This window comes from Aurantimonas sp. E1-2-R+4, from assembly GCF_036549515.1.
GTDB lineage: Bacteria > Pseudomonadota > Alphaproteobacteria > Rhizobiales > Rhizobiaceae > Aurantimonas > Aurantimonas coralicida_A.
Genome location: NZ_JAZHLK010000007.1, coordinates 48,995 through 73,732, shown reverse-complemented (window position 1 = coordinate 73,732; position 24,738 = coordinate 48,995). Strand labels below are relative to the sequence as shown.

23 protein-coding genes are annotated in these 24,738 nt (G+C 65.9%); 11 read left to right on the top strand and 12 right to left on the bottom strand.

Features of this window, described 5'->3' with window-relative positions; all coding sequences use genetic code 11:
- Positions 1-14: 14 nt before the first annotated feature.
- Complete coding sequence (locus VQ045_RS05415; RefSeq protein ID WP_331829396.1) at positions 15-608, top strand: histidine phosphatase family protein; 594 nt, start codon at positions 15-17, stop codon at positions 606-608.
- Positions 609-620: 12 nt separating this feature from the next.
- On the opposite strand, the gene VQ045_RS05410 is transcribed toward VQ045_RS05415, so the two are convergent.
- Positions 621-1,028, bottom strand: coding sequence for a DUF1344 domain-containing protein (locus VQ045_RS05410; RefSeq protein WP_327622333.1), 408 nt, complete (start codon positions 1,026-1,028; stop codon positions 621-623).
- 68 nt (positions 1,029-1,096) lie between these two features.
- Here VQ045_RS05410 and aroC point away from each other — a divergent pair, with 68 nt between their 5' ends.
- From aroC to VQ045_RS05390, 4 genes are read left to right on the top strand one after another with little or no spacing between them, the layout of a single operon-like run.
- Positions 1,097-2,191, top strand: coding sequence for a chorismate synthase (gene aroC, locus VQ045_RS05405; protein WP_327644939.1), 1,095 nt, complete (start codon positions 1,097-1,099; stop codon positions 2,189-2,191).
- Between the two features lie 4 nt (positions 2,192-2,195).
- Positions 2,196-3,068: an FG-GAP repeat domain-containing protein gene (locus VQ045_RS05400; protein ID WP_327622335.1), complete on the top strand. Its 873-nt coding sequence runs from the start codon at positions 2,196-2,198 to the stop codon at positions 3,066-3,068.
- A gap of 31 nt (positions 3,069-3,099) precedes the next feature.
- Entirely contained in the window at positions 3,100-4,026 is a 927-nt protein-coding gene (locus tag VQ045_RS05395) for a histone deacetylase family protein (protein WP_327622336.1), read from the top strand.
- 41 nt (positions 4,027-4,067) lie between these two features.
- Positions 4,068-4,340, top strand: coding sequence for an exodeoxyribonuclease VII small subunit (locus tag VQ045_RS05390; RefSeq protein WP_327622337.1), 273 nt, complete (start codon positions 4,068-4,070; stop codon positions 4,338-4,340).
- Positions 4,341-4,369: 29 nt separating this feature from the next.
- Here the strand turns inward: VQ045_RS05390 and VQ045_RS05385 are convergent, their stop codons facing one another.
- Positions 4,370-4,957 (bottom strand): hypothetical protein, encoded by a 588-nt coding sequence (locus tag VQ045_RS05385; protein WP_327622338.1) that lies wholly within the window; start codon positions 4,955-4,957, stop codon positions 4,370-4,372.
- Between the two features lie 210 nt (positions 4,958-5,167).
- On the opposite strand from VQ045_RS05385, the gene dxs reads away from it, so the two are divergent.
- Complete coding sequence (gene dxs / locus VQ045_RS05380) at positions 5,168-7,084, top strand: 1-deoxy-D-xylulose-5-phosphate synthase (RefSeq protein ID WP_331829395.1); 1,917 nt, start codon at positions 5,168-5,170, stop codon at positions 7,082-7,084.
- A gap of 84 nt (positions 7,085-7,168) precedes the next feature.
- Here dxs and VQ045_RS05375 read toward each other — a convergent pair whose 3' ends face one another.
- The gene (locus VQ045_RS05375) at positions 7,169-7,408 is read right to left on the bottom strand and encodes a BrnA antitoxin family protein (RefSeq protein ID WP_327622340.1); all 240 of its coding nucleotides are present in this window, start codon (positions 7,406-7,408) and stop codon (positions 7,169-7,171) included.
- Positions 7,374-7,685, bottom strand: coding sequence for a BrnT family toxin (locus VQ045_RS05370; RefSeq protein ID WP_331829394.1), 312 nt, complete (start codon positions 7,683-7,685; stop codon positions 7,374-7,376). Before VQ045_RS05370 ends, VQ045_RS05375 begins: the two co-directional genes overlap by 35 nt.
- A 147-nt stretch (positions 7,686-7,832) precedes the next feature.
- Between VQ045_RS05370 and VQ045_RS05365 the strand changes: the two genes are divergently transcribed.
- From VQ045_RS05365 to VQ045_RS05355, 3 genes are all read left to right on the top strand, one after another.
- Complete coding sequence (locus VQ045_RS05365) at positions 7,833-8,597, top strand: TlyA family RNA methyltransferase (RefSeq protein ID WP_327622342.1); 765 nt, start codon at positions 7,833-7,835, stop codon at positions 8,595-8,597.
- On the top strand, positions 8,594-9,820 hold the full coding sequence (locus VQ045_RS05360; protein ID WP_331829393.1) for a class I SAM-dependent RNA methyltransferase: 1,227 nt from the start codon (positions 8,594-8,596) through the stop codon (positions 9,818-9,820). Before VQ045_RS05365 ends, VQ045_RS05360 begins: the two co-directional genes overlap by 4 nt.
- Before the next feature lie 85 nt (positions 9,821-9,905).
- A complete protein-coding gene (locus VQ045_RS05355; protein ID WP_327622344.1) occupies positions 9,906-10,538 on the top strand; it encodes a DedA family protein in 633 nt (210 codons plus the stop codon).
- Between the two features lie 19 nt (positions 10,539-10,557).
- On the opposite strand, the gene VQ045_RS05350 is transcribed toward VQ045_RS05355, so the two are convergent.
- Positions 10,558-11,298: a crotonase/enoyl-CoA hydratase family protein gene (locus tag VQ045_RS05350; protein WP_327622346.1), complete on the bottom strand. Its 741-nt coding sequence runs from the start codon at positions 11,296-11,298 to the stop codon at positions 10,558-10,560.
- Between the two features lie 8 nt (positions 11,299-11,306).
- A complete protein-coding gene (locus VQ045_RS05345) occupies positions 11,307-13,103 on the bottom strand; it encodes an acyl-CoA dehydrogenase (RefSeq protein ID WP_331829392.1) in 1,797 nt (598 codons plus the stop codon).
- A 151-nt stretch (positions 13,104-13,254) separates the two neighbouring features.
- On the opposite strand from VQ045_RS05345, the gene VQ045_RS05340 reads away from it, so the two are divergent.
- Positions 13,255-14,097: a fumarylacetoacetate hydrolase family protein gene (locus VQ045_RS05340; RefSeq protein ID WP_331829391.1), complete on the top strand. Its 843-nt coding sequence runs from the start codon at positions 13,255-13,257 to the stop codon at positions 14,095-14,097.
- Here VQ045_RS05340 and VQ045_RS05335 read toward each other — a convergent pair.
- The 4 genes from VQ045_RS05335 to purD all read right to left on the bottom strand — a co-directional run bounded on the left by VQ045_RS05335 (position 14,087) and on the right by purD (position 21,324).
- A complete protein-coding gene (locus tag VQ045_RS05335) occupies positions 14,087-16,207 on the bottom strand; it encodes a 3-hydroxyacyl-CoA dehydrogenase NAD-binding domain-containing protein (protein ID WP_331829390.1) in 2,121 nt (706 codons plus the stop codon). The two genes, VQ045_RS05340 and VQ045_RS05335, sit on opposite strands and share 11 nt — an antisense overlap.
- A gap of 124 nt (positions 16,208-16,331) precedes the next feature.
- Positions 16,332-17,615 carry an acetyl-CoA C-acetyltransferase gene (locus tag VQ045_RS05330; RefSeq protein WP_331829389.1) on the bottom strand — a complete coding sequence of 428 codons (1,284 nt, stop codon included), beginning with the start codon at positions 17,613-17,615 and terminating at the stop codon, positions 16,332-16,334.
- Positions 17,615-19,888 carry an acyl-CoA dehydrogenase gene (locus VQ045_RS05325; RefSeq protein WP_331829388.1) on the bottom strand — a complete coding sequence of 758 codons (2,274 nt, stop codon included), beginning with the start codon at positions 19,886-19,888 and terminating at the stop codon, positions 17,615-17,617. Before VQ045_RS05325 ends, VQ045_RS05330 begins: the two co-directional genes overlap by 1 nt.
- A gap of 164 nt (positions 19,889-20,052) precedes the next feature.
- Entirely contained in the window at positions 20,053-21,324 is a 1,272-nt protein-coding gene (gene purD, locus VQ045_RS05320) for a phosphoribosylamine--glycine ligase (RefSeq protein ID WP_331829414.1), read from the bottom strand.
- A gap of 165 nt (positions 21,325-21,489) precedes the next feature.
- Between purD and ubiA the strand changes: the two genes are divergently transcribed.
- Positions 21,490-22,497 (top strand): 4-hydroxybenzoate octaprenyltransferase, encoded by a 1,008-nt coding sequence (ubiA, locus tag VQ045_RS05315; protein WP_331829387.1) that lies wholly within the window; start codon positions 21,490-21,492, stop codon positions 22,495-22,497.
- 15 nt (positions 22,498-22,512) lie between these two features.
- On the opposite strand, the gene VQ045_RS05310 is transcribed toward ubiA, so the two are convergent.
- On the bottom strand, positions 22,513-23,088 hold the full coding sequence (locus tag VQ045_RS05310) for a DUF6101 family protein (RefSeq protein WP_327622353.1): 576 nt from the start codon (positions 23,086-23,088) through the stop codon (positions 22,513-22,515).
- A gap of 178 nt (positions 23,089-23,266) precedes the next feature.
- Positions 23,267-24,694: an FAD-binding oxidoreductase gene (locus tag VQ045_RS05305; protein ID WP_331829386.1), complete on the bottom strand. Its 1,428-nt coding sequence runs from the start codon at positions 24,692-24,694 to the stop codon at positions 23,267-23,269.
- Positions 24,695-24,738: the final 44 nt, after the last annotated feature.

Here is a 24,738-nt window from a genome sequence, read left to right as displayed (position 1 = left end):
CATCCCGGCTCACCATGACGCTCCCGAACCTCTATCTCTGCCGCCATGGCCAGACGGACTGGAACGCTGAAGGCCGCCTGCAGGGCCAGGAGGACATCCCGCTCAATGCCCTCGGTCGGGCTCAGGCGAAGCGCAATGGCCGCTATCTGCTCAGCGTCCTCGGTGACGGCGCAGGGGAATTTCGCTTTCTATCGAGCCCACTCTCTCGCGCCACTGAGACGATGCGGATCATTCGCACCGAACTCGGCTTGGCCGAGAGCGATTTTACAACCGACGCGCGCTTGGTCGAATTGCATTTCGGAGACTGGCAAGGATCGACCATCAAGGAAGTGCGCGCCCGGGACCCCGAGGGTATCGCGGCGCGCAAGGCCGACAAATGGAACTTCGTGCCGCCCGGCCCCGATGCGGAATCATATGCGATGCTCGCAGAGCGCGTGCGGCCGGTCTTCGAAGACTTGGGCGAGCCGACCATCGTCACCGCTCATGGCGGCGTCACTCGCAGCTTTCTGCGCTGTTACGACAACCTGGGCGCCGACGAGGCGTCGCATATCGGCATTCCGCAGGACCGCATCCTGCATTACCGGGACGCGATCGTCAGCTGGGTTTGATATCGCTCCGGGTCAGCCGGCATCCACCAGACGCAAATTGTCGGCCTCGTCGAAGATCAGCACGACGTTCATACCCGGCCGGACCGCTTCATAGTCGAAATGATCCGGCAGATCGTAAATCAGTCCGTCGCTTAATTTCAGCTGCGCCCGGTCGCGATCGATCGATTCGATCGTGCCGTCGACCTCCTCCGCTAACGAGGGGATCGTCATCGCCACTGTCAGGAAGGACGTTGCGAAAAATGCAAGAATTTTTCTGGTCACCAGCTTGCCCTCGTTCCGATGTGCGTGCGTCTGCGACCCGTCTCGGTCGCGGCACTCGCCGGCCGCCCCTGAAGCAGCTTGCCGACAAGGACGGAAGTTCGCGCCGGATTGTGTCAATTCTCGTACCGTCCGGTTACGTTTGATGTCGATCGGTTGCATTTGACGGAGTTGGTTAAGCTACCGTAATCGAACCAGCCCCCTACTCTCTCTTCTCCTGGCGGAGTTTCATGTCTCACAACAGTTTCGGTCACCTGTTCCGCGTCACCACCTGGGGCGAAAGCCACGGTATCGCGATCGGCTGCGTCGTCGATGGCACCCCGCCAGGAATCCGCTTTTCGGAAGCCGACATCCAGGCGTTTCTGGACAAGCGCCGCCCGGGCCAGTCCCGCTATACGACCCAGCGCCAGGAGCCGGATCAGGTGCGCGTTCTGTCCGGCGTCATGCCGGGCGACAGCGAGGGCGAACTGGTCTCGACCGGCACCCCGATCGCGCTTGAAATCCAGAATGTCGACCAGCGCTCGAAGGATTATTCCGACATCGCCCGGCGCTACCGCCCCGGCCATGCCGACATCACCTACGACATGAAATACGGCGTCCGCGACTATCGCGGCGGCGGTCGCTCCTCGGCCCGCGAGACCGCGACGCGGGTCGCGGCCGGCGCCATCGCGCGGCGCATCGTGCCCGGTCTCGTGGTGCGGGCGGCGCTGGTGCAGATCGGCACCATCGCCATCGACCGCGAGCGCTGGGACTGGGCCGAGATCGATCGCAATCCCTTCTTCTGCCCGGACGCGGAAACCGCCGAACGCTGGGCAACGCATCTCGACGCAATCCGCAAGCAGGGCTCATCGGTCGGCGCGGTCGTCGAAGTGGTCGCCGAAGGCGTGCCAGCCGGGCTCGGCGCGCCGATCTACGGCAAGCTGGACAGCGACATCGCCGCCAACCTCATGTCGATCAACGCGGTCAAGGGTGTCGAAATCGGTGACGGCTTTACGGCCGCGACGTTGAGCGGCGAGGACAATGCCGATGAAATCCGCATCGGCGCCGACGGCCAGCCGCAATTCCTGTCCAACCACGCTGGCGGCGTTCTCGGCGGCATCTCTACCGGCCAGCCGGTGGTGGCGCGCTTCGCCGTCAAGCCGACCTCGTCGATCCTGACGCCGAAGCGCTCGATCAACGCCGATGGCGAGGAAGTCGACGTCATGACCAAGGGCCGCCACGACCCTTGTGTCGGCATCCGCGCGGTCCCGATCGGCGAGGCCATGGTCGCCTGTGCGATCGCCGACCACTATCTGCGCCATCGCGGCCAGACCGGACGCGGGTAAGCGGATGCGCAAGGACGTGCCCGCCACGGAATCGCGCGGTTGTGCCTGGCTCACAGCCTGCCTGTCGAGCGCCGTCCTGTTCGCCGCGACGCTGTCGCCCTTGCCGGCGGCCGAGCGCCTTCCCGACGGCGAGAACGCCACGTCGGCCAGCGGCGATATCGCGGCCGCCTGGTTCGCCCGCCCGACCACGCGCTATGCCCACGGGATTCTCGGCGACGCGATCGAGGCTGGCTCGCTGGTTGCAAAGACGCGCGACGGTCGGACGATCGAAGCGGTTCTTCCCGAGACCCAGGTCTTCGAGGATCTGACGCCGCGCCTTATCGATCTCGACGGTGACGGCCGCAACGAGATCGTCGCCATCCGCTCCGATGTCGCCAAGGGAGCCGCTCTGGCCGTCTACGGGCTGGCCGGTGGGCAACTGGTCGAGCGCGCCGCGATCCCGCCGATCGGCCGGCCGAGCCGCTGGCTGAACGTCGCGGCGCTTGCCGATCTTAACGGCGACGGCCGACGGGACATCGCCATCGTGAAGACGCCGCATATCGGCGGGACATTGGAAATCTACGCCTGGCAAGACGGCACGTTGCGCTTACGCGCCAGCCGATCCGGCTACAGCAACCATGTCATCGGCTCGCGCGATCTCGATCTGGCGGAGGTCGTGAGCCTCAAGGGCGCGCCGGCGTTGATCCTGCCGAATGCCGCGCGCGCGGCGCTGGAGGTCGTGCGGGTCGGGCCGGAAACGATCACGCCCGTCGCCAGCATCGCGCTTGCGTCGCGGGCGGTCGGACGCCTTCGGCTCAGCGCCGACGGCGAGTCGGTCGAGGTTCGAACCGAAGACGGCAGAACGGTGCGAATCAGCCTGACGCAGGTAGAGAATTGATCCGCAGGACAAAGGCGCTAGCTCGTAGGCCATGACAACCCGACTCTATCACCATCCGATCTTCGTCGAGCACCTCACCGGCTCGGGTCATCCCGAGCGGCCGGACCGCATGAAGGCGGTCGCCGCCGCCTTGGAAGACGAAGCGTTCCAGCATCTCGACCGGGTCGAGGCGCCCGAGGGAACGCTGGAGGCGATCTATCGCTGCCACCCGGAAGCCTTCGTCCGCAAGATCGCGACGGCGATCCCGGATGACGGCCTGGCGCGCATCGACGGCGATACCATCGTCAGCCCGAAGAGTTTTTCCGCCGCGTTCCATGCCGTCGGTGCCGCCATGGCCGGCGTCGACGACGTGATGTCGGGAGCGGCCGACAACGTCTTCGTCGCCTCGCGGCCGCCGGGTCACCACGCTGAAAGCAGCACCGCAATGGGCTTCTGCCTGTTCAACCAGGCCGCCATCGCCGCCCGCCATGCCCAGGCAACGCATGGCCTCGAACGCGTCGCCATCGTCGACTGGGACGTCCATCACGGCAACGGCTCCCAGGAAATCTTCTGGTCGGACCCATCGGTTCTGTATTGTTCGACCCACCAGATGCCGCTCTATCCGGGCACCGGCGCCAAGAACGAAACCGGCGCCGGTAACATCGTCAACGCGCCCCTGTCGGCCGGCGACGGCGGGCCGGCGTTCCGCGAGGCGTTCGCGTCGCGCATCCTGCCGGCGCTTGAGGCGTTCCAGCCCGATCTCATCATCATCTCGGCCGGCTTCGACGCGCATCGCCGCGATCCGCTGGCCAATCTCATGCTCGAGGACACTGATTTCGACCAGGCGACGGCGGAACTGATGGCGATCGCCGACACCTATTGCGGCGGCCGGGTTGTGAGCCTCCTGGAAGGCGGCTACGACCTCGAAGGGCTCGCGGTCTCGACCGCCGCCCACGTCAAGCGCCTGATGACCGGCTGACGCCGCACACTAGCCCGACCAGACTGAAAGACGCCAACGCCATGACAGACATCGACGAGGCGGCCCTTCCGGCCGACGATTCCGACATCAAGCGCATGAGCTTCGAGGACGCCCTCGCGGCGCTGGAGCGGATCGTCTCGGATCTCGAACGCGGCGATGTACCGCTGGACCGCTCGATCCGCATCTACGAACGCGGCGAGAAGCTCAAGAACCATTGCGACCGGCTGTTGTCGGCGGCCGAGGACAAGGTCGAAAAGATCAAGCTGAACCGGCAGGGCAAGCCGGTGGGGACGGAGCCGCTCGACCCGGGCTGAGAGGTCCTCGTACCCAGGTGCGGGTCATTTTATTGCGAAAGCAGCGCGCGCAAGCGTTCGCGGTCGTCAACGCCGCCCAGTTCTCGGATCGCCTCATCAATCCGTCGCGCCACAATGTAGCTCGCGATCGCTCCTTCCCCAGGAGATTTCCCGGCCGCGGCAACAAAGCGTTCGGCGAAGGGCGCAAGTTCGTTTCCCGCCGCGGCCCGCAAGAATGCGCCAGCCGTTATTCCGTCCGGATCCAACGGGCCAACCATGGCCGCGCCCGTGGCCTTGGCCACGTCATCCAACCCGGCTTCGACTGGCAGTAGTGCGGCAATGACGTCCGGCGCCGCGTTCGCGATATCGGCCAGTTCGCCAGCCCGAACCGGGACGAGATAGACGTCGAGTCCGCCCAGATGTCCGTCCGACTCCTCGTCGGCGTGGCCGTCACGCTCGTCGGCCGCGAGCAAGAAGGCCGCGACGATCTCGGATCGGGCAGTGTCGGGCGTATCCGGCTGCACGATCAGAACGGTCGTGAAGCTATGACCCCGTGCCGGCGAGACGAGGCCGCCCACGAGCGCAAGCGAGCCCAGCACCAGGGGGAGTGTAAGGAGTCGGATCAGTCCGGTCAGCATGGCGAATCTCCTGATAATCGGGTAAATGATGAGGCTATTGGAAATGCCGGCTTGGCGAAATTGCTAGATGCGCTGCGTGGGCTCGTCAGCCGGCCACCGGCTTTTGCCGCGGTCCGTTTGCGCCTCAGCGCTTGAATGGCGCAGGCTGGAACCAATTTAAACTGGAGACGCGCCGTTCCAGCGCAACGATACGACCGGCGAGGTGACGAAGTGCCCAACGAGTTGACGACACCGCTGCTCGACCAGATTCACTCCCCGGCCGACCTTCGCCGGTTCAAGGAGAGCGAGCTGCGGCAGATCGCCGACGAATTGCGGGCCGATCTGATCGACGCCGTCTCCAAGACCGGCGGGCATCTCGGCGCGGGCCTCGGCGTCGTCGAACTGACCGTCGCGCTCCATTACGTCTTCAACACCCCGGACGACCGGCTGATCTGGGATGTCGGCCACCAGGCCTATCCGCACAAGATCCTCACCGGCCGGCGCGAACGCATGCGCACGGTGCGCCAGGAAGGCGGCCTGTCGGGCTTCGCCAAGCGCACCGAGAGCGAATACGACCCGTTCGGCGCCGGCCACTCCTCGACCTCGATCTCGGCCGGCCTCGGCATGGCGGTGGCACGCGACCTGTCCGGCGGCACCAACAACGTGGTGGCGGTGATCGGCGACGGCGCGATGAGCGCCGGCATGGCCTATGAGGCGATGAACAACGCCGGCGCGCTTGACGCGCGTCTCATCGTCATCCTCAACGACAACGACATGTCGATCGCCCCGCCGACCGGCGCGATGAGCGCGTATCTGGCGCGGCTGGTTTCGGGCAAGACCTATCGGACCCTGCGCAACCGGGCGAAATCGCTGAGCCAGCATTTGCCGGAATTCATGCGCGAGGGCGCCCGCAAGACCGAGGAATACACCCGCGGCTTCTTTACCGGCGGCACCTTGTTCGAGGAACTCGGCTTTTACTATGTCGGGCCGATCGACGGCCACGATCTCGACCACCTCTTGCCGGTGCTCAAGAACGTCCGCGACGTCCAGACCGGGCCGATCCTCGTCCATGTCGTCACCCGCAAGGGCAAGGGCTACGGACCGGCGGAGGATTCCGACGACAAATATCACGGCGTTTCCAAATTCGACGTCATCACCGGCGCCCAGGCGAAAGCCAAGGCCAACGCACCGAGCTACACCAACGTCTTCGCCGAAACGCTGATCCAGGAGGCGGACGAAGACGACAAGATCGTCGCCGTTCATGCCGCCATGCCCGACGGCACCGGCCTCGACAAGTTCGGCGCGATCTTCCCGGCCCGCACCTTCGACGTCGGCATCGCCGAGCAGCACGCCGTGACCTTCTGCGCCGGGCTCGCCAGCGAGGGCTACAAGCCGTTCGCGGCGATCTATTCCACCTTCCTGCAGCGCGCCTACGACCAGATCGTCCATGACGTCGCGATCCAGAAGCTGCCCGTGCGCTTCGCCATCGACCGCGCCGGCTATGTCGGCGCCGACGGGCCGACCCACGCGGGCGCCTTCGACACAGGCTTTTTATGCCCCCTGCCCGGCATGGTGGTGATGGCCGCCGCCGACGAGGCGGAACTGCGCCACATGGTCCGCACCGCCGCGCTGTACGACGACGGGCCGATCTCCTTCCGCTATCCGCGCGGCAACGGCACCGGCGTCGACCTGCCCGAGCGCGGCGAAGCGCTCGCCATCGGCCAGGGCCGCATCGTCAAGGAGGGCAGCAAGGTGGCGATCCTCTCCTTCGGCAGCCGGCTCGCCGACAGCGTCGCCGCGGCCGAGGAACTGGATACGTTCGGCCTGTCGACGACCGTCGCCGACGCCCGCTTCGCCAAGCCCCTCGACGCCGATCTGATCGCGCGCCTCGCCCGCGATCACGAGGTGCTGATCTTGGTCGAGGAAGGGGCGAGCGGCGGCTTTGCCACCCAGGTGCTGCAGCATATGGCCGTGCGCGGCCTCATCGACCACGGGCTCAAGGTCCGGCCACTGGTGATGCCGGACCGTTTCGTCGACCACGCCGCGCCGGAAGCGATGGTCAAATCCGCCGCTCTCGACCGCAAGGGCATCGTCGACGCCGTTTTCCGGGCGCTGGGGACGGAAGCGGAGCGGGTGCTGAAGGCTTGAGGGCCAAGCTGCCGCTGAAAAGCGGTCGCGCAATCTGACAGGACAGGCCCGGGGATATCCCTTCCCCGCGAGGCGAGGTCCGCCTTAGCGGTTGTTCGTCAGAGTGCGAGCATAGGTCTCCAAAACGGCGTTCATGCGTGTCTGGTAGCCCTTCCCCTGCGCTTTATAGACATCGAGGACGGACTTCTTGACCCGCAAGGTGACCGGCTGCGTCAAGTCCGGCTCGACCAGCCGAGCCTTGCTCCAGAACGCGTCGTCGAGTTCGGGAATATCGCTGGTGTCGATGTCTTCATCCTTCACCGCCGCCAGATCGGCCGCGGTCATTTCCTTCTCGTATCGCTTCTTCATAGCGGTGCCTTTCTCCGCGCTTCGCAGGACGCGCGGAAATGATACGGATGTTGCCGTCGCGATCGGTATGAACCACCGTCAGGAAAGTCGCGCCGCCAATTCGTCCGATGCTGATCTCTCGCGCTTCGCCGTAGTCGCGGCGGTCATCGATGACCGAAAATACAACGCCCTCGAAAATCCGGCTGGCGGTCGCGAAGCTCACGCCATGCTTTTCGATATTGGCCTGATTTTTCGTCTCGTCCCATTCGAACATGCCACATTATTGTTAGTACATATTGTACGTACATTTCAAGATTTTACTTGCACCTCTTGCCGAAGCGATCATTCTCGCCAGGCTCCCACTCCGCTCGCCGTCCAATCGTCGCTTGCCATTTGACCGCGCGGGCCGCATGACCTGCCGATGGCCTCCACCGAAGAACAGCATCTGTCGCGCGTGCGGCTCGACACTCTCGTTTCCGACCGCGGGCTCGCGGCAAGCCGGGCGCGCGCCCGCGACGCGATCCTGCGCGGCCACGTCAAGGTCGACGGGCACGTCGTTACCAAGCCGAGCCTCAACGTGCCGCCCGAAAGCGAGATCACCCTCGACGACCCGGCCGCCGATTACGTCTCGCGCGCCGGGCTGAAGCTGGAAGCGGCGCTCGACCATTTCGCGTTCCCCGTCGAAGGCCGCACCGCGCTCGATCTCGGCGCCTCGACCGGCGGTTTCACCGAGGCGCTGCTCAGGCGCGACGCGGCGCATGTGGTGGCCATCGACGTCGGCCACGGGCAGATGCATCCGCGCGTCGGCGCCGACAGCCGCGTCACCGTGATCGAGGGGCTCAACGCCCGCGACCTCACCCGCCTCGACCTCAACGGCCACCGCTTCGATCTGCTCGTCGCCGACGTCAGCTTCATCTCGCTGCGGCTCGCCTTGCCGCCGGCGCTGGAACTGGCCGAGCCGGGGACATCGGCGGTGATCCTGGTCAAGCCGCAATTCGAGGCCGGCCGCGAGGCGATCGCCAAGAACGGCCTCTTACGCGATCCGGATAGCGCGCCGGCCGTCGCCGAGGCGCTTCGCGACTGGCTGGCCGCGCAGCCCGGTTGGCGCGTGATCGGCCTCATCCCCTCGCCGATCGCCGGCGGCGACGGCAACCACGAATTCCTGCTCGCGGCGGAAAAGCCATGAGCGAGCGCGTCACCATCGATCGCCTCGGTGCACAGGGCGACGGCATCGCCGAGACCGGGGCCGGTTCGATCTTCGTGCCGTTCACGCTTCCCGGTGAGACGGTCGAGATCGCCGCCATGGGACCGCGTGCGGAAGCAGCGGCGATCATCGCGGCCTCGCCGCATCGCCAGACGCCGCCCTGCCCGCATTTCGGTACTTGCGGCGGCTGCGACCTGCAACATGCCGACGACGCCTTCTATCGCGCCTTCAAGCGCGATCTCGTCGTCGAGGCGCTGGGCCGCGCCGATGTCACGGCCGATGTCGGCGACCTCGTCCCCTGCCCGCCGGCGTCGCGGCGGCGCGTGGCCTTTTCCGCCGTTCGCGCCGGCAACCAAGTCATGCTCGGTTTCAATGCCGCGCATTCCAACCGCATCGTGCCGATCGCCGTCTGCCCGATCGCCCTGCCGGAAATCGAGCGCGCCTTGCCGGCCCTGCAAAAGCTGGCTGCGATCCTGGTCGACCGCAAGCGGCCCCTGAAGTTGACCGTGACCGCGACGCTGACCGGCCTCGACGTCGCGATTGCCGACGCGGCGAAACTGTCGGAGCCAATGCGCCGGCAGGCGGTGTCGCTGGCGCTGGGCGAAGGTTTTGCGCGGCTGTCGGTCAGCGGCGAGACGCTGGTGGTGACGCAACCGCCGACCATGGACTTCGGCGGTGTGACGGTCGAATTGCCAGCGGGCGCCTTCGTCCAGGCCGTCGCGGCGGCCGAGGCGACGATGGCGTCGCTGGTGCTATCGCATCTGGCCGGGGCCAAGCGCGTTGCCGACCTCTTCGCCGGCTGCGGAACCTTTGCCCTGCGTCTGGCGCCGCAAGCCACCGTTCACGCGGTCGAGGCCGAAGCGCCGCAGCTCGCCGCGCTCCTCGCCGCCTGGCGCTCGCGGCCCGGCCTGAAGCCGCTGACGACCGAACGGCGCGATCTCTTCCGCCGCCCGATCCCGGCGAAGGAGCTCAAACCCTATGACGGCGTGGTCTACGACCCGCCGCGCGCCGGGGCGGAGGGTCTTGCGCGCGAGCTCGCGGCCTCGACGGTCGGGCGGATCGCCGCGGTCTCGTGCAATCCGGCGACGCTCGCCCGCGATCTCAAAATCCTCACCGACGGCGGCTACCGCGTGACATCGGTGACGCCGATCGACCAGTTCTTATGGTCGCGGCATGTGGAGGTCGTCGCGCTTTTGGAGCGCTGAGCCGGGCGGTGGCGGCGCGAGGCTTGCCGTCATGGGCCATTCGTGCGAGCCAGCGTGGCATCGCAAGTCATGAGACGCCGACGCCTTGACCGAATTTCTCATCCAGTACGGCTACGGGTTCATCTTCGTCGTCGTCCTGCTTGAATCGACCGGCCTGCCGCTTCCCGGCGAAAGCCTGATCGTCGCCGCTGGCATGCTGTCGGGGGAAGGCTCCTTCAACATTCTCGCGGTGCTGATCGCGGCCTTTTCCGGTTCGATCGTCGGCGACAATCTCGGCTATCTCGTCGGGCGCCGCTACGGCCGCAAGATCGTGGTGCGGTGGGGCGCGCATTTCGGCCTCGGCGAGAAGCGTTTCGCCATGGTCGAGGAGCGCTTCCAGACCTATGGCTTCGCCGTCGTTCTCGTGGCGCGTTTCGTGATCATCCTGCGGCAGCTCAACGGCTTTGTCGCGGGCACCATGCGGATGAACTGGCCGGTCTTCCTGTTCTACAACTGCATCAGCGCGGCGCTCTGGGCCGGCGCCTACGGTCTCGGCGCCTATGTCTTCGGCACCGCGTTCCGGCATTTCTTCGCCGAATTCGGCACGTGGCCGATTATCCTGATTGCCGGCGGCGTCTGCCTCGTCGGTGTCGTCGGCACCTATCGCTTCCTGTTCAACGACGCGGATAACGAGGGCGGCAAGGCCGAGGAGCCGACCGCCCCCGACTCGCGTGGCTGACCCGCTGGGGGACGCCCCTCTACCGCGCCATGAACGCCCGAAACGCAGCCTTGGCCTCGTCGGAGGTCATTCGCTCGGAAAAATGTTCGACTTCCAGATCGATGCGCTCGACGATGTCCTCGCGCTGGCCGCGCAGCAGTTCGCGCGCGATCCGGAGCGCCTTCGGCGGCTTGGCCGCGAGCCGCAGGGCGGCATCCCGCGCCCCGGCCTCCACGTCCCCTTCGACGATTTCGTAGACGAGCCCCGCCTCGCGCGCGGCCGCCGCGTCGAAGGTGTCTCCGAGCACCAGCAAGGCGAAGGCGCGCTGGTCGCCCATCAGCTTCGGCGCGATCAGGGTGGAGCCCGCCTCCGGCGTGATGCCGAGGTCGAGAAACGGCGTCCTGAAGATCGAGCCGGGCGAACAATAGGCCAGGTCGCAATGCATCAGGATCGTCGTGCCGATGCCGATGGCGAGCCCGTCGACGACGGCGACCAGCGGCTTGGAAAAGGTCGCGATAGCCCGCAGGAAATCGTGGACCTCACCATGGCGTGTGCCGCCCTCGGCGATGGCGATGAAATCCTTGATGTCGTTGCCGGCGGTAAAGGCGCCGGAGCCGCCGCACAGCAGCACCGCCCGGACGGCATCGTCGTTCCTGGCCGCTTCCAAAGCATCCGCCATCGCCCGGTACATGTCGCGGGTGATGGCGTTCTTCTTTTCCGGCCGGTTCATGCGGATGGTGAGGACGCCGGACTGGGTGCCGGTCTGAATGAATTCGCTCATGATGGGACCTACTGAAGAATCGCGTGGGCGGCGGCGAGGCTGGCGGCGCCCGCAACGACTTGGCGCTTCAGCGCACTCGTTTCGGTCAGGAGATTCTCCGCCATGAAGCGGGCGAGATGCGTGCGCTCCGTGCGGCCGGTTTCGGCCAGCGCGCCCTTGGCGAGATAGACGGCGCCGGCGGTCAGGCCGAATAGTCTGAGGTAGGACGTCGCGCCGGCGAGCGCGGTGTCCATGTCCTTGTCGGCGAGCGCTTTTGCAAGAAACGCCGTCGTCTCCTTCAGATCGTCGAGCGCGGCCGCCAAAGCCTCGCCGGTCGCGCCGAAATCCTCCGCGTTCCGGCCGCGCACGGCGTCGACCGTCTCGGCGAGTTCGGCCAGATAGGCGCTGACTGCGGCTCCGTCCGACTGGCCGATCTTGCGGGTGACGAGATCGATCGCCTGGATGCCGTTGGTGCCCTCGTAGATCGGCGCGATGCGCGCGTCGCGCAACAGCCGCGCGGCGCCGGTCTCCTCGATGAAGCCCATGCCGCCATGCACCTGGATGCCGAGCGAGGCGACCTCGACGCCGATATCGGTGGCAAACGCCTTGGCGATCGGCGTCAAGAGATTTGCACGTTCCTTCCAGGCCCGCGCTTCGCTCGCCTCGTCGCGGGTCGCCTTGGCCATGTCGCTTGCGTGACCGCAGGCATAAGCGATGGCGCGTGCGGAACCGGTCAGCGCCTTCATCGTCAGCAGCGAGCGGGCAACGTCGGGATGCTCGACGATCGGGCTCATCTGCCCCGACGGCTCGGCGCCCTTGGCGAGGCGCGTCGAGCGACCCTGGCGGCGCTCGCGCGCATAATCGAGCGCCATCTGGAAAGCCGCCTCGGCGACGCCGACGCCTTGCACGCCGACCAGAAGCCGGGCGTTGTTCATCATCGTGAACATGCAGGCGAGGCCGCGATTTTCCTCGCCGATCAGGTAGCCGACCGCGCCGGCCTCCTCGCCGTCGACACTGCCGTCGCCGTAGATCATCGTGCAGGTCGGCGAGCCGTGGATGCCCAGCTTGTGCTCGACGGAATGGCAGAAGACGTCGTTGCGGCGGCCGAGCGACCCGTCTGCCTCGACCAGGAATTTCGGCACCAGGAACAGCGAGATGCCCTTCACGCCGGCCGGTGCGTCCGGTAGCCGCGCCAGGACGAGATGCACGATGTTGTCGGTGAAATCGTGCTCGCCATAGGTGATGTAGATTTTCTGGCCGAAAATTCGGTAGCTGCCATCGCCGGCCCGTTCGGCCTTGGTCTTCAGCGCCGACAGGTCGGAGCCCGCCTGCGGCTCGGTGAGGTTCATCGTACCGTTCCACTCGCCGGAGACGAGCTTGGCCAGATACGCCGCCTTCAACTCATCCGAACCGTGCGTCTCCAGCGCCTCCACCGCTCCGACGGTCAGCGTCGGACCAAGGGCAAAGCCCATCGACGCCGAGTTCCACATCTCGAAAACGGCGGCTGACAACGATGTCGGCAGGGCCTGACCGCCATATTCCTCGGGGCCGGTCAGGGCGTTCCAGCCGTCGGCGATCCAGTCGGCATAGAGCTCCTTCCAGCCCGTCGGCGTCGTCACCACACCGTCGGTCACGGAGGTGCCCTCGCGGTCACCCACCTCGGCGAGCGGCGCGACCTTTTCGCTGGCGAAGCGGCCCGCTTCCTCCAGAACCGCGTCCAGGAGATCAGGCGTCAGTTCGCCAAGCAGGCCTTTTTCCATGGCCGGCTCCAGGCCGGCCACTTTCTTCAGGGCGAAAGCGATCTCGCTGATGGGCGCCTTGTACATGAAATCTCCCTTAGAACCGGCTGCCGGAGCCGGAAATCACCGCAGAACGAGCGATTCTAACGATCCACATCTTACGTAAAAGTCAACTCAACGCAAGGAACCGAACCTTGGTCTCGACCATTTCCATGTAACAGTATTGGGGAGGAAATTGATGCGGTTTGTACGCTTTGGCCACCGCGGTTCCGAGCGGCCGGGCTTGATTGACGACGACAACCGCATTCGCGACCTTTCCGAGCATGTTTCATCGTTATCCGGGGCCTCCCTGGACCCCGACGAACTTGTTGCCTGCGGGCGTCTCGACCCTGCTTCGCTGCCGCTCGTGCCCGAAGGGGTTCGCTTGTGCCGTCCGGTCCAGAAGATCGGCAAGATCGTCGGCGTCGGCCCGAACTATCACGACAGCGCCAGCCTCGCGGGCTTCAAGGTCAATCCGGAGCCGACGATTTTCCTGAAGGCCGCGACGGCGGCCTGCGGTCCCACGGATTCGATCGAGTTGCCCAAGCTTTCCACCCGGGTCGACTGGGGGGTGGAACTGGCGGTGGTGATCGGCCGCCGGGCCAAATATGTAACCGTTGAGGACGCGCTGCAGCACGTCGCGGGCTTTACGCTCTGCAACGACGTCACCGAGCGCAGCTTCCAGCTCCAGCGCGGTGGCCAGTGGTCGAAGGGCAAGTCGCACGACACCTTCGCCCCGCTTGGCCCGTGGCTGATCCCACCCGACCAATTGCCCGATTACGATGAGATCGACCTTTGGCTCGACGTCAATGGCGAGCGCCAGCAGTCGGGCAATACGGCGGACATGATCTTCAAGGTGCCGTATCTCATCTCCTACATCTCGCGCTTCATGCGGCTCGAGCCCGGCGACGTGATCCTGACCGGAACGCCCGGCGGCGTCGGACTTTCCTACGACCCGCCACGTTTCCTGAAGTCCGGCGACCGGGTGACGCTCGGCGGCACCGGGCTCGGGTCGCAGGATTGCCCCTGCGTCAGCCTGTAGCGGCGGTGGATTTTTCCTTCAGGCGGTCCCATCCCGCATCGGGCTTGAAACGAGCGCCGTGTTTGTCCGCCAGCGCGTTCAGCTTGGCGACGATCTCATCGACGCCGCGCTTCTTGGCGTAGTGGATAGGCCCACCCCGGAACGGCGCGAAGCCGGTGCCGAAGATCATCGCCCCGTCGGCAACATCCTCGCTCTCGACGACGCCCTCGCGCAGGCACGCGACGACCGCGTTCAGCATCGGCAGGATCAGCCGGTCGAGAATATCCGGGTCGCCCTTGGCCGAATCCGGCAGCGCGTCGACCGGCTGCTTCTTGGGCTTGCCGTCGGAGTCGTACTCGTAGAGTCCGCCGCCGGTTTTGCGGCCGAGCGTGCCGTCCGCGACCATCTTCTCCAGCCAGTCCGGCGTTTCCGGAAAGTCGCTGTCCAGCCGTTCGCGTAGCGAGGCGGAAACCTCGACAGCGATATCGAGTCCAACCTGATCGGCCAGTTCCACCGGCCCCATCGGCATGCCGAAATCCTCGGCAACGCGATCGATCCGCTCCTTGGGTATGCCCTCGTCGACCATGATCAACGCCTCGGCCATGTACGGCGTCAGTGCGCGGTTGACGAGGAAGCCCGGCGCCGAGGCCACGGGGGCCGGCAGGCGCGACAATTCGACGGCGAATGCGGTGGCCCGGCGCGCGGTCTCTGGACTGATCTTGTCGTGGCTAACGATCTCGATGAGTTGCATCCGGGAGACCGGGTTGAAGAAATGCAAGCCGACGAGGCGCGATGGATCGACGAGCCCCTCGGCGAGGTCCGCCAGCGGCAGCGCAGAGGTATTGGTCGCGAGCAACGCGCCCTCTTTCAACCTGGGTTCGATGTCGGCGTAAATCTTTCGCTTCAACTCCAGCTTTTCGGGCGCCGCCTCGATGACGAGGTCGGCGCGAGCAATTCCGAGGCCAGCCGGGTCCGGCGTCAAGCGGTCCAGCGCGTCGCGGACCTTTAGCGGGTCCTTGAGCGTCGCGGTCAGCATCTTCGTCGCCGCGCGGATCGCCTTGCCGATGGGCTGCGTCGCAACATCGCTGAGCGTCACATGAAAGCCCTCGCGCGCCGCCCAGGCGGCGATGTCGCCGCCCATGGCGCCGGCGCCGATGACATGGACGTTCTTGATCGCCGATTCGCCCTGCTTCAGCCCGCGCATCGTCTCGCGCAGGAAGAACACCCGGACGAGGTTCTGGGCGGTGTCGGTCTCGATCAGTTCGGCGAAGCTGTCGATCTCCGCATCCTGCATCGCCTTGGCACTGCCGCCATGGGCTTCCCACAGGTCGATCAGCCGGTGCGGCGCCGGATAATGCGTCTTGGCGGCCTTCTCCGCCGTCTTCTTGCGCATCTGGCTCGCCGCCAGCGCGCGGGCCGGGCGGAGCGAGAAGGCCTGGGTCTTGAAGCCGCCTCCAGCCGTCTTGAGCTCGTTATAGAGCGCGGCCTGCACGGCCGCCCCGACATGCCGCTCCTCGACCACCGCGTCGACGAGGCCAATCGCCTTGGCCTTCTTCGCGGTGACCGATTTGCCGGTCAGCATCATTGTCATCGCTTCCAGCGGGTCGGCGATCGCTGTCGAACGATAGGTGCCGCCTAGGCCAGAATGCAGGCCGAGCATTACTTCCGGAAAGCCCAGGCTGGCGTCGGAGACCGCAATCCGAAGGTCGCAGGCCAGTGCCAATTCGAGCCCGGCGCCGAGGCAATGACCGTTGATCACCGCGATCGTCTTCGCCTGGACCTTGGCCAGACGGTCGAGGACCAGATGCGCCTCCTTCAACATGCCGCGGATCTCGCCGGTCGAAGCGCCGGCGAATTGCTGGATGTCGGCACCGGCGGCAAAGCCGGAAGGCTTCGCCGAACGGATCACCACGGCCGAGGGCTTCTGATCGATAATCCTGTCGACGTGCTGCGACAGCTCCTCGATAACGCTCCGGTCGATGGTGTTGACCGCCTTGCCCGGACGGTCGAGCACCAGCCAGTAGACGTAGTTCTCGTCCGTGGCGGCCCGCCAGTTACCGTGCTGCTCGACCGCGCGCGCCGGCCCGAGTTCGAGGGCGCGATCGGAAAGTGCGTTCAGCATTCTGCCCATGGTTCTGATCTCGTCTTCTTGTCGGAACGCGCCGCGAAGAGTTTGGGACCTCGCGGCGCCGAATGGGGTTTCGGGCGAACAGCCGGCGCGAAGTCCCGCGCCGGCATGGTGTCTCGTCGCGCGCTCAGGCGGCTTCCAGCAGCATCGCGCCGCCGAGCCCGCCGCCGATACATTCGGTCGCGATGCCGCGCTTGCGGCCGAGCCGCCGCATGGCGTTGGCCAGATGCAAGGTGATGCGATTGCCGCTGGTGCCGACCGGATGACCGAGCGAGATGGCGCCGCCGTCGACATTGATGTTGGCGTGATCGATCCGACCGCCGCGACCTTCCAGGCCGAGCACCGGATCGACCAGGCTCGGATCGTCGAACGCCGCGAGGCAGGCCAGCACCTGGGTCGCGAAGGCCTCGTTCAACTCCCACAGATCCACGTCGGCCACCGTCATGTTCTGGCGCTTCAGGATCGGCGCCGTCGACACCACTGGGCCAAGACCCATGATCGACGGGTCGAGCCCGCCCCATTCTGAATCGACGATGCGCGCCAGCGGCGTCATGCCATGACGCGTGACGGCCTCCTCCGACGCCAGCACGACCCACGAGGCGCCGTCGGTGATCTGCGAGGAATTGCCGGCCGTCACCTTGCCGTAAGGCCGTTCGAAGACCGGCTTCAGCTTGGCGAGGGACGCGGCGGAGGAGTCCGGCCGCACCCCGTCATCGTGATCGAAGACCTCGCCGTCGCGGGAGAAGGCCGGCAGCATCTCGTCCCGCAGCCAGCCCTGCTTCGTCGCGTTGGCCAGCCGGTTATGGCTTTCGGCCGCATAGGCGTCCGCCTCACGCCGGGACACGTCGAAGAGATGGGCCAGCACTTCGGCGGTTTGGCCCATATTGAGATTGGTGATCGGGTCGGTGAGACCGCGCTCCAGCCCGATGACCGGCTTGAGGAACTCCGGCCGCAAACCGGTGAAGGCCTTCAGCCGGTCGGTCGTGGAGCGGGCGCCGTTGAGCGCCGCGAACCAGTCGACGGCGCCGCGCCTGAGGACGAGCGGCGAATGGCTTAGCGCCTCGGCCCCGCCGGCCAGCACGATGTCGGCCGTACCGCGCTCGATATAGCGAAACGCCGTGTCGATCGACTGCATGCCGGAGCCGCAATTGATCTGGACCGTGAAGGCCGGAATCTCGTCCTTCAGGCCCAGACGCAAGGCCGCGACGCGCGCCGGGTTCATCTCGTCCGCGACGACATTGACGCAGCCGAGGATAACCAGATCGATCGCATCCGCTGCAAAGCTCTGCCGCATCAACAGCGGCCGGCCGCACTGGACCGCGAGGTCGACGGGCGAGAACGGACCCGGCTTGCCGCGTGCCTTAATGAACGGGGTGCGGGCGCCGTCGACCAGATAGACCGCTTTCGCCATTATTCCGCTGCCTCTCGCTGTTCGCCCTTGCCGCCATTTTTGGCCGGACGATCATGTTGGGATGCGATCGGAGAGACCTCCGCCATCGGGAAAGCGTCCACCGCGATGACCTTGTCCACCGCCTCCTTGGCCTCCGCCAGCCGCACGAACTCCGCATTGGAGATCACGCCAGCCTCCCTCGCTTCCTCGGGATCGCGGATGTTGGCCTCGCGCAGCTTCTTCTCGATCGGCGCGGCCTCGCTCACCAGTTCGAAGGCGAGTTCCAGATCCTTGATCGGATGCTGGGCGTGTCCCTCGCCGAGATAGAGGTCCGGCGTCAGCCGGTCGCGCTGCGAGGACGGACGCATCAGAATCGCCGCGACCTCGCTGGTCAATTCGTCCGACGGCTCGTGATAGGGCACGCCCAGCGGAAAGGCGATCGCCCGGGTCAGGATCGCCGCCCAACGCGCCGGCAGATTGTCGAGGACGCCGTTGAAGGCAAGAGCCATGCGATTGTAGCCCTTCTCCATGATGTACTCGACCAGCGGCTTGTCGGCCTCCGGCCGCCCCTCCGTCTCGAAACGCTTCAGGACGGCGCCGAGCAGATAGAGTTCGGAGAGAATGTCGCCGAGCCGCGCCGACAGCATTTCCTTGCGTTTCAGCGCGCCGCCCAGGGTCAACAGCGACAGGTCGGACAGAAGCGCGAACGCCGAGGCATAGCGCGACAATTGCCGCCAATGGCTGGTGAAAGCCGCATTCTTCGGCGCCGGGGCGGCCAGACCGCCGGTCCAGCCGCGCACGAAGCAGCGCAGGGCGTTCTTGGCCGAATGGCCGACATGCGCCCAGAAATGTTTGTCGAAGTCGTCCAGCCCCTTCTCCTCGTCCTCGTCGGACAGGGCCAGCAGTTCCTTCAGCATGTAGGGATGGGCGCGGATCGCCCCCTGGCCGAAGATCATCAGATTGCGGGTGAGGATGTTGGCGCCTTCGACCGTGATGCCGATCGGCACCGACCGGTACTGAGAGGCGAGATAGTTCTTCGGGCCGTCGATGATCGCCTTGCCGCCATGAATGTCCATGGCCCGCTCGATCGACTCGCGCATGCGATAGGTCGCGTGCGCCTTCATGATCGCCGACACCACCGACGGCTTATGGCCTTCATCCAGCGCGGCAACGGTCAGCCGGCGGGCGGCGTCGATGAGATACGCATTGGCGGCGATGTCGGCGAGCGGCTGTTGGATGCCCTCGAACATGCCGATCGGCACGTTGAACTGGGTGCGAACCCGCGCATAGGCCCCAGTGGTACGCGCGCAGATGGCGGCCGCGGCGGAGGATTGCGAGGGCAGCGAAATGCCACGGCCGGCGGCAAGCGCCGTCATCAGCATCGTCCAGCCCTGGCCGATCTGGTCTGGCCCGCCGAGAATCCAGTCGAGCGGAATGAACACGTCGTCGCCGTAGAGCGGGCCGTTCTGGAAATAGGTCAGCAGCGGGACATGCCGGTCGCCGTGCCGGACGCCCTTGGTCGCAGTCGGCAGCAGCGCCACCGTGATGCCGAGATCCTCGCCCTTGCCGAGATGGTTCTGCGGATCGAACATCTTGAAGGCGAGGCCCATCACCGTCGCGACCGGGCCGAGGGTGATGTAGCGCTTGTGGAAATTCAGCCGGATGCCGAGAACGCGCTCGCCATCATGCTCGCCATATTCGACCATGCCGGTGTCGAGCATCGCCGCCGCGTCGGAGCCGGCTTCCTGCGAGGTCAGGCCGAAGCACGGAATCTCGCGCCCGTCGGCGAGACGCGGCAGCCAGTAATCGCGCTGCGCCTGCGTGCCGAAATGCAGCATCAATTCGCCCGGTCCGAGCGAATTCGGCACCATCACGGTGACGCCGGCGACGACCGAACAGGAGGAGACCTTACGCACCACCTCCGAATGCGCGGTATTGGAAAAGCCCAGGCCGCCGTATTCCTTCGGGATGATCATGCCGAAGAATTTCTTCTTGCGCAGGAAGTCCCAGACCTCGGGCGGCAGATCGCGATCTTCCCAGACCAGCTTCCACTCATCGATCATCGCGCAGAGTTCGTTGACTGGACCGTCGAGAAACGCCTGTTCGTCCGGCGACAGCCGCGCCGGGGGCATAGCGAGCAACTTGTTCCAGTCGGGATCGCCTGTGAAGAGTTCGCCGTCCCACCAAACCGTGCCGGCGTCGATCGCCTCCCGCTCGGTTTCCGAGATCGGCGGCATGACGCCCTTGGCCCATCGATAGATCGGCCGTGTCAGCTTTTCCTGACGAAATGACATGGCTTCGCTCCGGGGTTCGCCGCATTGTTAACGAGGAATGTATGGCCCCGTGGATGGTTTCCCACCCACGGGCCAAGACATTTCCCACATTTTACGTAAAGGTCAACGTAGCCGATACGGTCGGGAGGGGCCCCGAACGCTAAATACCCGGCCGATCGGAGACTTCAGACGCTTTCGGTCATGATCGCGCGGTGGCCGATGTCTGAACGCCAGAATCCCTCGCCCCATTCGACGGCTTCGACGACCTCATAGGCGCGGCGCGCGGCTTCCTTCACGCTGGCACCGGTGGCGGTGACGTTGAGGACACGTCCGCCGACAGCGAGCAGTTGGTCGCCATCGCGTTGTGTCCCGGCCTGGAAGATACGTGTCGTTGCACTCGCCGCCGGCAAATGGCGGATCGCGGTGCCCTTGGCATGGGCGCCCGGATAGCCCTCCGAAGCCATGACCACGGTCAGGGCCCGCTCTTCCGACCATTGCGGCACGACGGCCGAGACGTCGCCCTTGGCGGCGGCGAGAAGAATCGGCAGCAGATCGCTTTCCAGCCGCATCATCAGCACCTGGCATTCCGGATCGCCGAAGCGAACATTGTATTCGATCAGCTTGGGACCGGACTCCGTCAGCATCAGCCCGGCATATAGAATGCCCTGGAACGGGGCTCCGGCCGCCTTCATCCCGGCGAGCGTCGGCTCGACGATCTCGCGCATCGCCCGGCGCACCATCGCATCGTTCATCGGCAGCGCCGGCGAATAGGCGCCCATGCCGCCTGTGTTCGGGCCGCGGTCACGGTCGAAGGCGCGCTTGTGATCCTGCGCCGTGCCGAAGAACAGCGCCCGCTCGCCATCGCAGATGCAAAACAGGCTCGCCTCCTCGCCCTCGAGGAACTCCTCGATGACGACCTCCGCGCCCGGCCCGCCGAAATCGCCCTCGAAGCAGGCGTCGATGGCCGCAAGCGCGTCCTGACGCGTTTCGGCGACCGTGACGCCCTTGCCGGCGGCAAGCCCGTCCGCCTTGATCACGATCGGCAGACCGCCGTCGCGGACATAGTCGCGCGCGGCGGCCACGTCGTCGAAGCGACGGTAGCGCGCCGTCGGAATGTCGTGGAGGGTGCACAGATCCTTGGTGAAGCCCTTCGAGCCCTCGAGCCGCGCCGCGGCGGCGGAGGGGCCGAACACCGGAATACCGGCGGCGGCAAGGCTATCGCCGAGGCCGGCGACGAGCGGCACTTCGGGACCGACGATTACAAGGCCGATCGCATTGGAGCGACAGAACGCCACGACGGCCGCTTGATCCAAGATGTCGAGTTCGACGGTCTCGGCGTGCTCGGCGATGCCGGGATTGCCCGGCGCGGCGTAGAGGCGCCCAAGATCGGGCGATTGCGCGAGTTTCCAGGCAATCGCGTGTTCGCGGCCACCGCCGCCGATGAGAAGAACGTTGATCGTCATGGCTTCGCCCCTGTCAGCGCATTTCTGCCGCCCAGGCCGGCCGACCGCTGCCGATTACGGGGGCGCAACGGCCGCGGTCAAGTTCGGCGCGGCAAATCTTAAGCGTTGATAAAGCGGAAAACCCTTGACTGCGGCCTTTCGGCCATCAATCTCGGTGCCATGTCGAATCTGAAAGGAAGCCTCGCGGACCAAATCGACCGCGTGGCGGATGCACCGTCCAACAATTGGGTCTACCGCACGTTGCCGCGCGGCCTCTGGCCCTATGCGCAGTTGGCGCGATGGGACCGCCCGATCGGCTGGCAATTGCTGCTGTGGCCGTGCTGGTGGGCGGCGGCGCTGGCACCGCAGGCGGTGCAGACGGGGGCCGTTCACACCGGCCTTCCCAGCCTTTGGCAACTGTTGCTCTTCCTCATCGGTGCGATCGCCATGCGCGGCGCGGGGTGTACCTATAACGACCTCGTCGACGAGAAGATCGATACGCTCGTCGCACGCACCCGGTCGCGGCCGCTGCCTTCCGGCCGGGTTTCGCGCCTCCAGGCGAAGTTGTTTCTCGTCGTCCAGGCGCTGGTCGGGTTCCTGGTACTGATCCAGTTCAACCTGTTCGCGGTCCTGCTCGGGGTCGCCTCGCTCGGCGTGGTGGCGATCTATCCATTCCTGAAGCGCTTCACCGACTGGCCGCAGCTGGGGCTCGGCCTCGCCTTTTCCTGGGGCGCGCTGATGGGATGGGCGGCATATTGGGGCACGCTGTCGCTCGCTGCCGGCCTGCTTTACGCCGGCAGCATTCTCTGGACCGTCGGCTACGACACCATCTATGCGCATCAGGACAAGGAAGACGACGCGCTGGTTGGCGTCCGTTCCACGGCCCGGCTGTTCGGCGAGCGAACCAGACTGGCGCTGACAATTCTGTATCTCGGCGCAATCGCCCTGTTCGCGGGCGCCTTCGTGCTGACCGGCTATGGCACGGGGGGCGGACCCGAATGGCCCGCCTATGCCGGCCTTGCCGCCGGCGCCTTCCAGATGATCTGGCAGATCCGCACCCTCGACATCGAGGATGCGGACCAGTGCCTGAGGCTTTTCAAGTCGAACACGGTGTTCGGCTGGATCATCTTCTTCGGCTTGATCTTCTCGTCCCTGTGGGCGCTGTCCTTCCCGCTGGCGGCGGTCTGACTCCACCGCCCGGCGCTACTGACGGGCGATGATTTCCTCTCCGGCAACCACCATGCGCATCCCGAGCCCACCGGGCTTGCGACGCGCCAGGAAGCGCGGCCGGCGCTGGCGGTTGGGCGACCGGCGACGCGGCGCCGGCGCGGCAGCCCGGATGTGCCCCAGTGTCTCTTCAAGCGTGCGCAACGCGCCATCCGCCTCGATCATCAGCATCGGCAGGTTGAACAGTTCCGCCCATCCCCGCCAGTCTGCGGCGACGTCGTAGAGATCGCTGGCAACCAAGAGCGGCACCGTGCAGCGCGGATCGCTGTGATGCAGCTCAAGCGTCACCGTCACCTCGCCGTTGCCGTCTTCCATGGCGCGGGCCGCGACACCCCGGAAGGCGCGTGGCGGCAGCGCGATCGAAACCGGCAGTCCGGATTTCTCCAGACGCCGATGGACGACGGCCCCGCGGCGGTCGACCTTGTAGGTGATCAATTCCCCGTCCTCGACCATTTCGATCGTCTGGCGACGATCGCAAGCAGCCGGGTCAAGGCGGACCGGGACGTTCGCCCATTCGGGCTTGGTCGCGAGTGGGTTCGGAGCAATGCTCATGAAATGACGCCTTCTGCCTCTCCTGAGAGCCGATGTTTCGGTCTCTCGTTCGGGCCGATGTAATCCCGGCCTTCGATAAAGATGACAGTAGGGGCGCCGCCTTGAAGTCGCGCTAAGAAAGTCGGTTAAGTCTTCATGACGGAAAAGACGGTTAGCAAGTCGAAAACTTGAATCAAGTCTAAACGAGCTTGCCAGGATTTAAGATGTTGTCAGGATCAAACACCGCCTTCAGCCGCCGCATCAGATCGATCTCGACGCCCTCTTTGGTCCGGGCGAGCTCGTCGCGCTTCAGCTGGCCGATGCCGTGCTCGGCGGAAAAGCTGCCGTCCAGGGTGCGGACGATGCCGTGGACGAGATCGCTGATCTCGTGCCAGCGGTCCAGAAAGGCGTCCTTGTCGGCCCCGACGGGCTGCGAGATGTTGTAATGGATATTGCCGTCACCGAGATGGCCGAACGCCACGATCCGCGCCTGCGGTATCGCCTCGAGCACCGCCTTGTCGGCGGCCTGAAGAAATTCCGGGATAAGGGCGACCGGCACGGACACATCATGCTTGATGGATCCGCCCTCGGGCCGCTGCGCCCAACTCAACTCCTCGCGCATGATCCAGAAGCTGTTCGCTTCGGCGAGCGATTTGGCGATCGCTGCATCGGCGACGACATGGCTCTCGAATCCGGCCTCTAGGATTCCCTCCAATGTCTCGCGCGCGTCGCCCTGCGAGCGGCCGGAGGAGATCTCCATGAGAATGTACCAGGGATGCGGCGCCTCCAGCGGGTCGCGGGAACCGATCGTATGGCGGAGCGTGAACTCCATGCCGAGGCGCGGAATCAATTCGAAGGCGGTGAGCTGCGCTCCCGCCCGTCGCTCCGCCAATTGCAGCAGCGTCAGGGCGGCTTCAGGCGACGCCAGCCCGACATAGGCGACTTCGCGGCCGGCGGGCTTGGGGAACAGCTTGAGCACGGCGGCGGTAATGATCCCCAGCGTCCCCTCCGACCCGATCAGCAAATTGCGAAGATCGTAGCCGCGGTTGTCCTTCTTCAGGCGTCGCAGCCCGTGCAGAACCTCGCCCGACGGCAGCACCGCCTCGATGCCGAGGCAGAGCTCGCGGGCGTTGCCATAGGCCAGAACGCCGGTTCCGCCGGCATTCGAGGCGAGATTGCCACCGATCTGGCAGGAGCCTTCCGAGCCGAGCGACAGCGGAAACAACAGGTCCGCCTCGTCCGCGGCCTCCTGGATTCGCTTCAGGACGACGCCCGCCTCGACGGTCGCCGTGCGGCCGATCGGGTCGACATCGCGGATACGATCGAGCCGCGACAGGCTGACCAGAACCTCGGATTGCGAGCGGGGTGATTGACCGCCGACAAGGCCGGTATTGCCGCCCTGGGGCACGATCGGCGTCCGCGTCTCGCTGGCGAGGCGCATGATCGCGGCAACCTCCTCGACATTGCCTGGCCGCAGCACCAATCCCGCGCGGCCATGAAACAGGTCGCGCGGCTCGTTGAAGTAGGCCTCCATCATGTCGGCATCCCGCAGCGCGTTGGCGGAACCGACGATGGCCGCGAAGCGGGCCAGGAGGACGGCAGGGATTTTCGGATCGGTCTCTTGCATAAGATCGAGACATAGAAGGCCGGCGACGATCCGTCGAGCCGGCT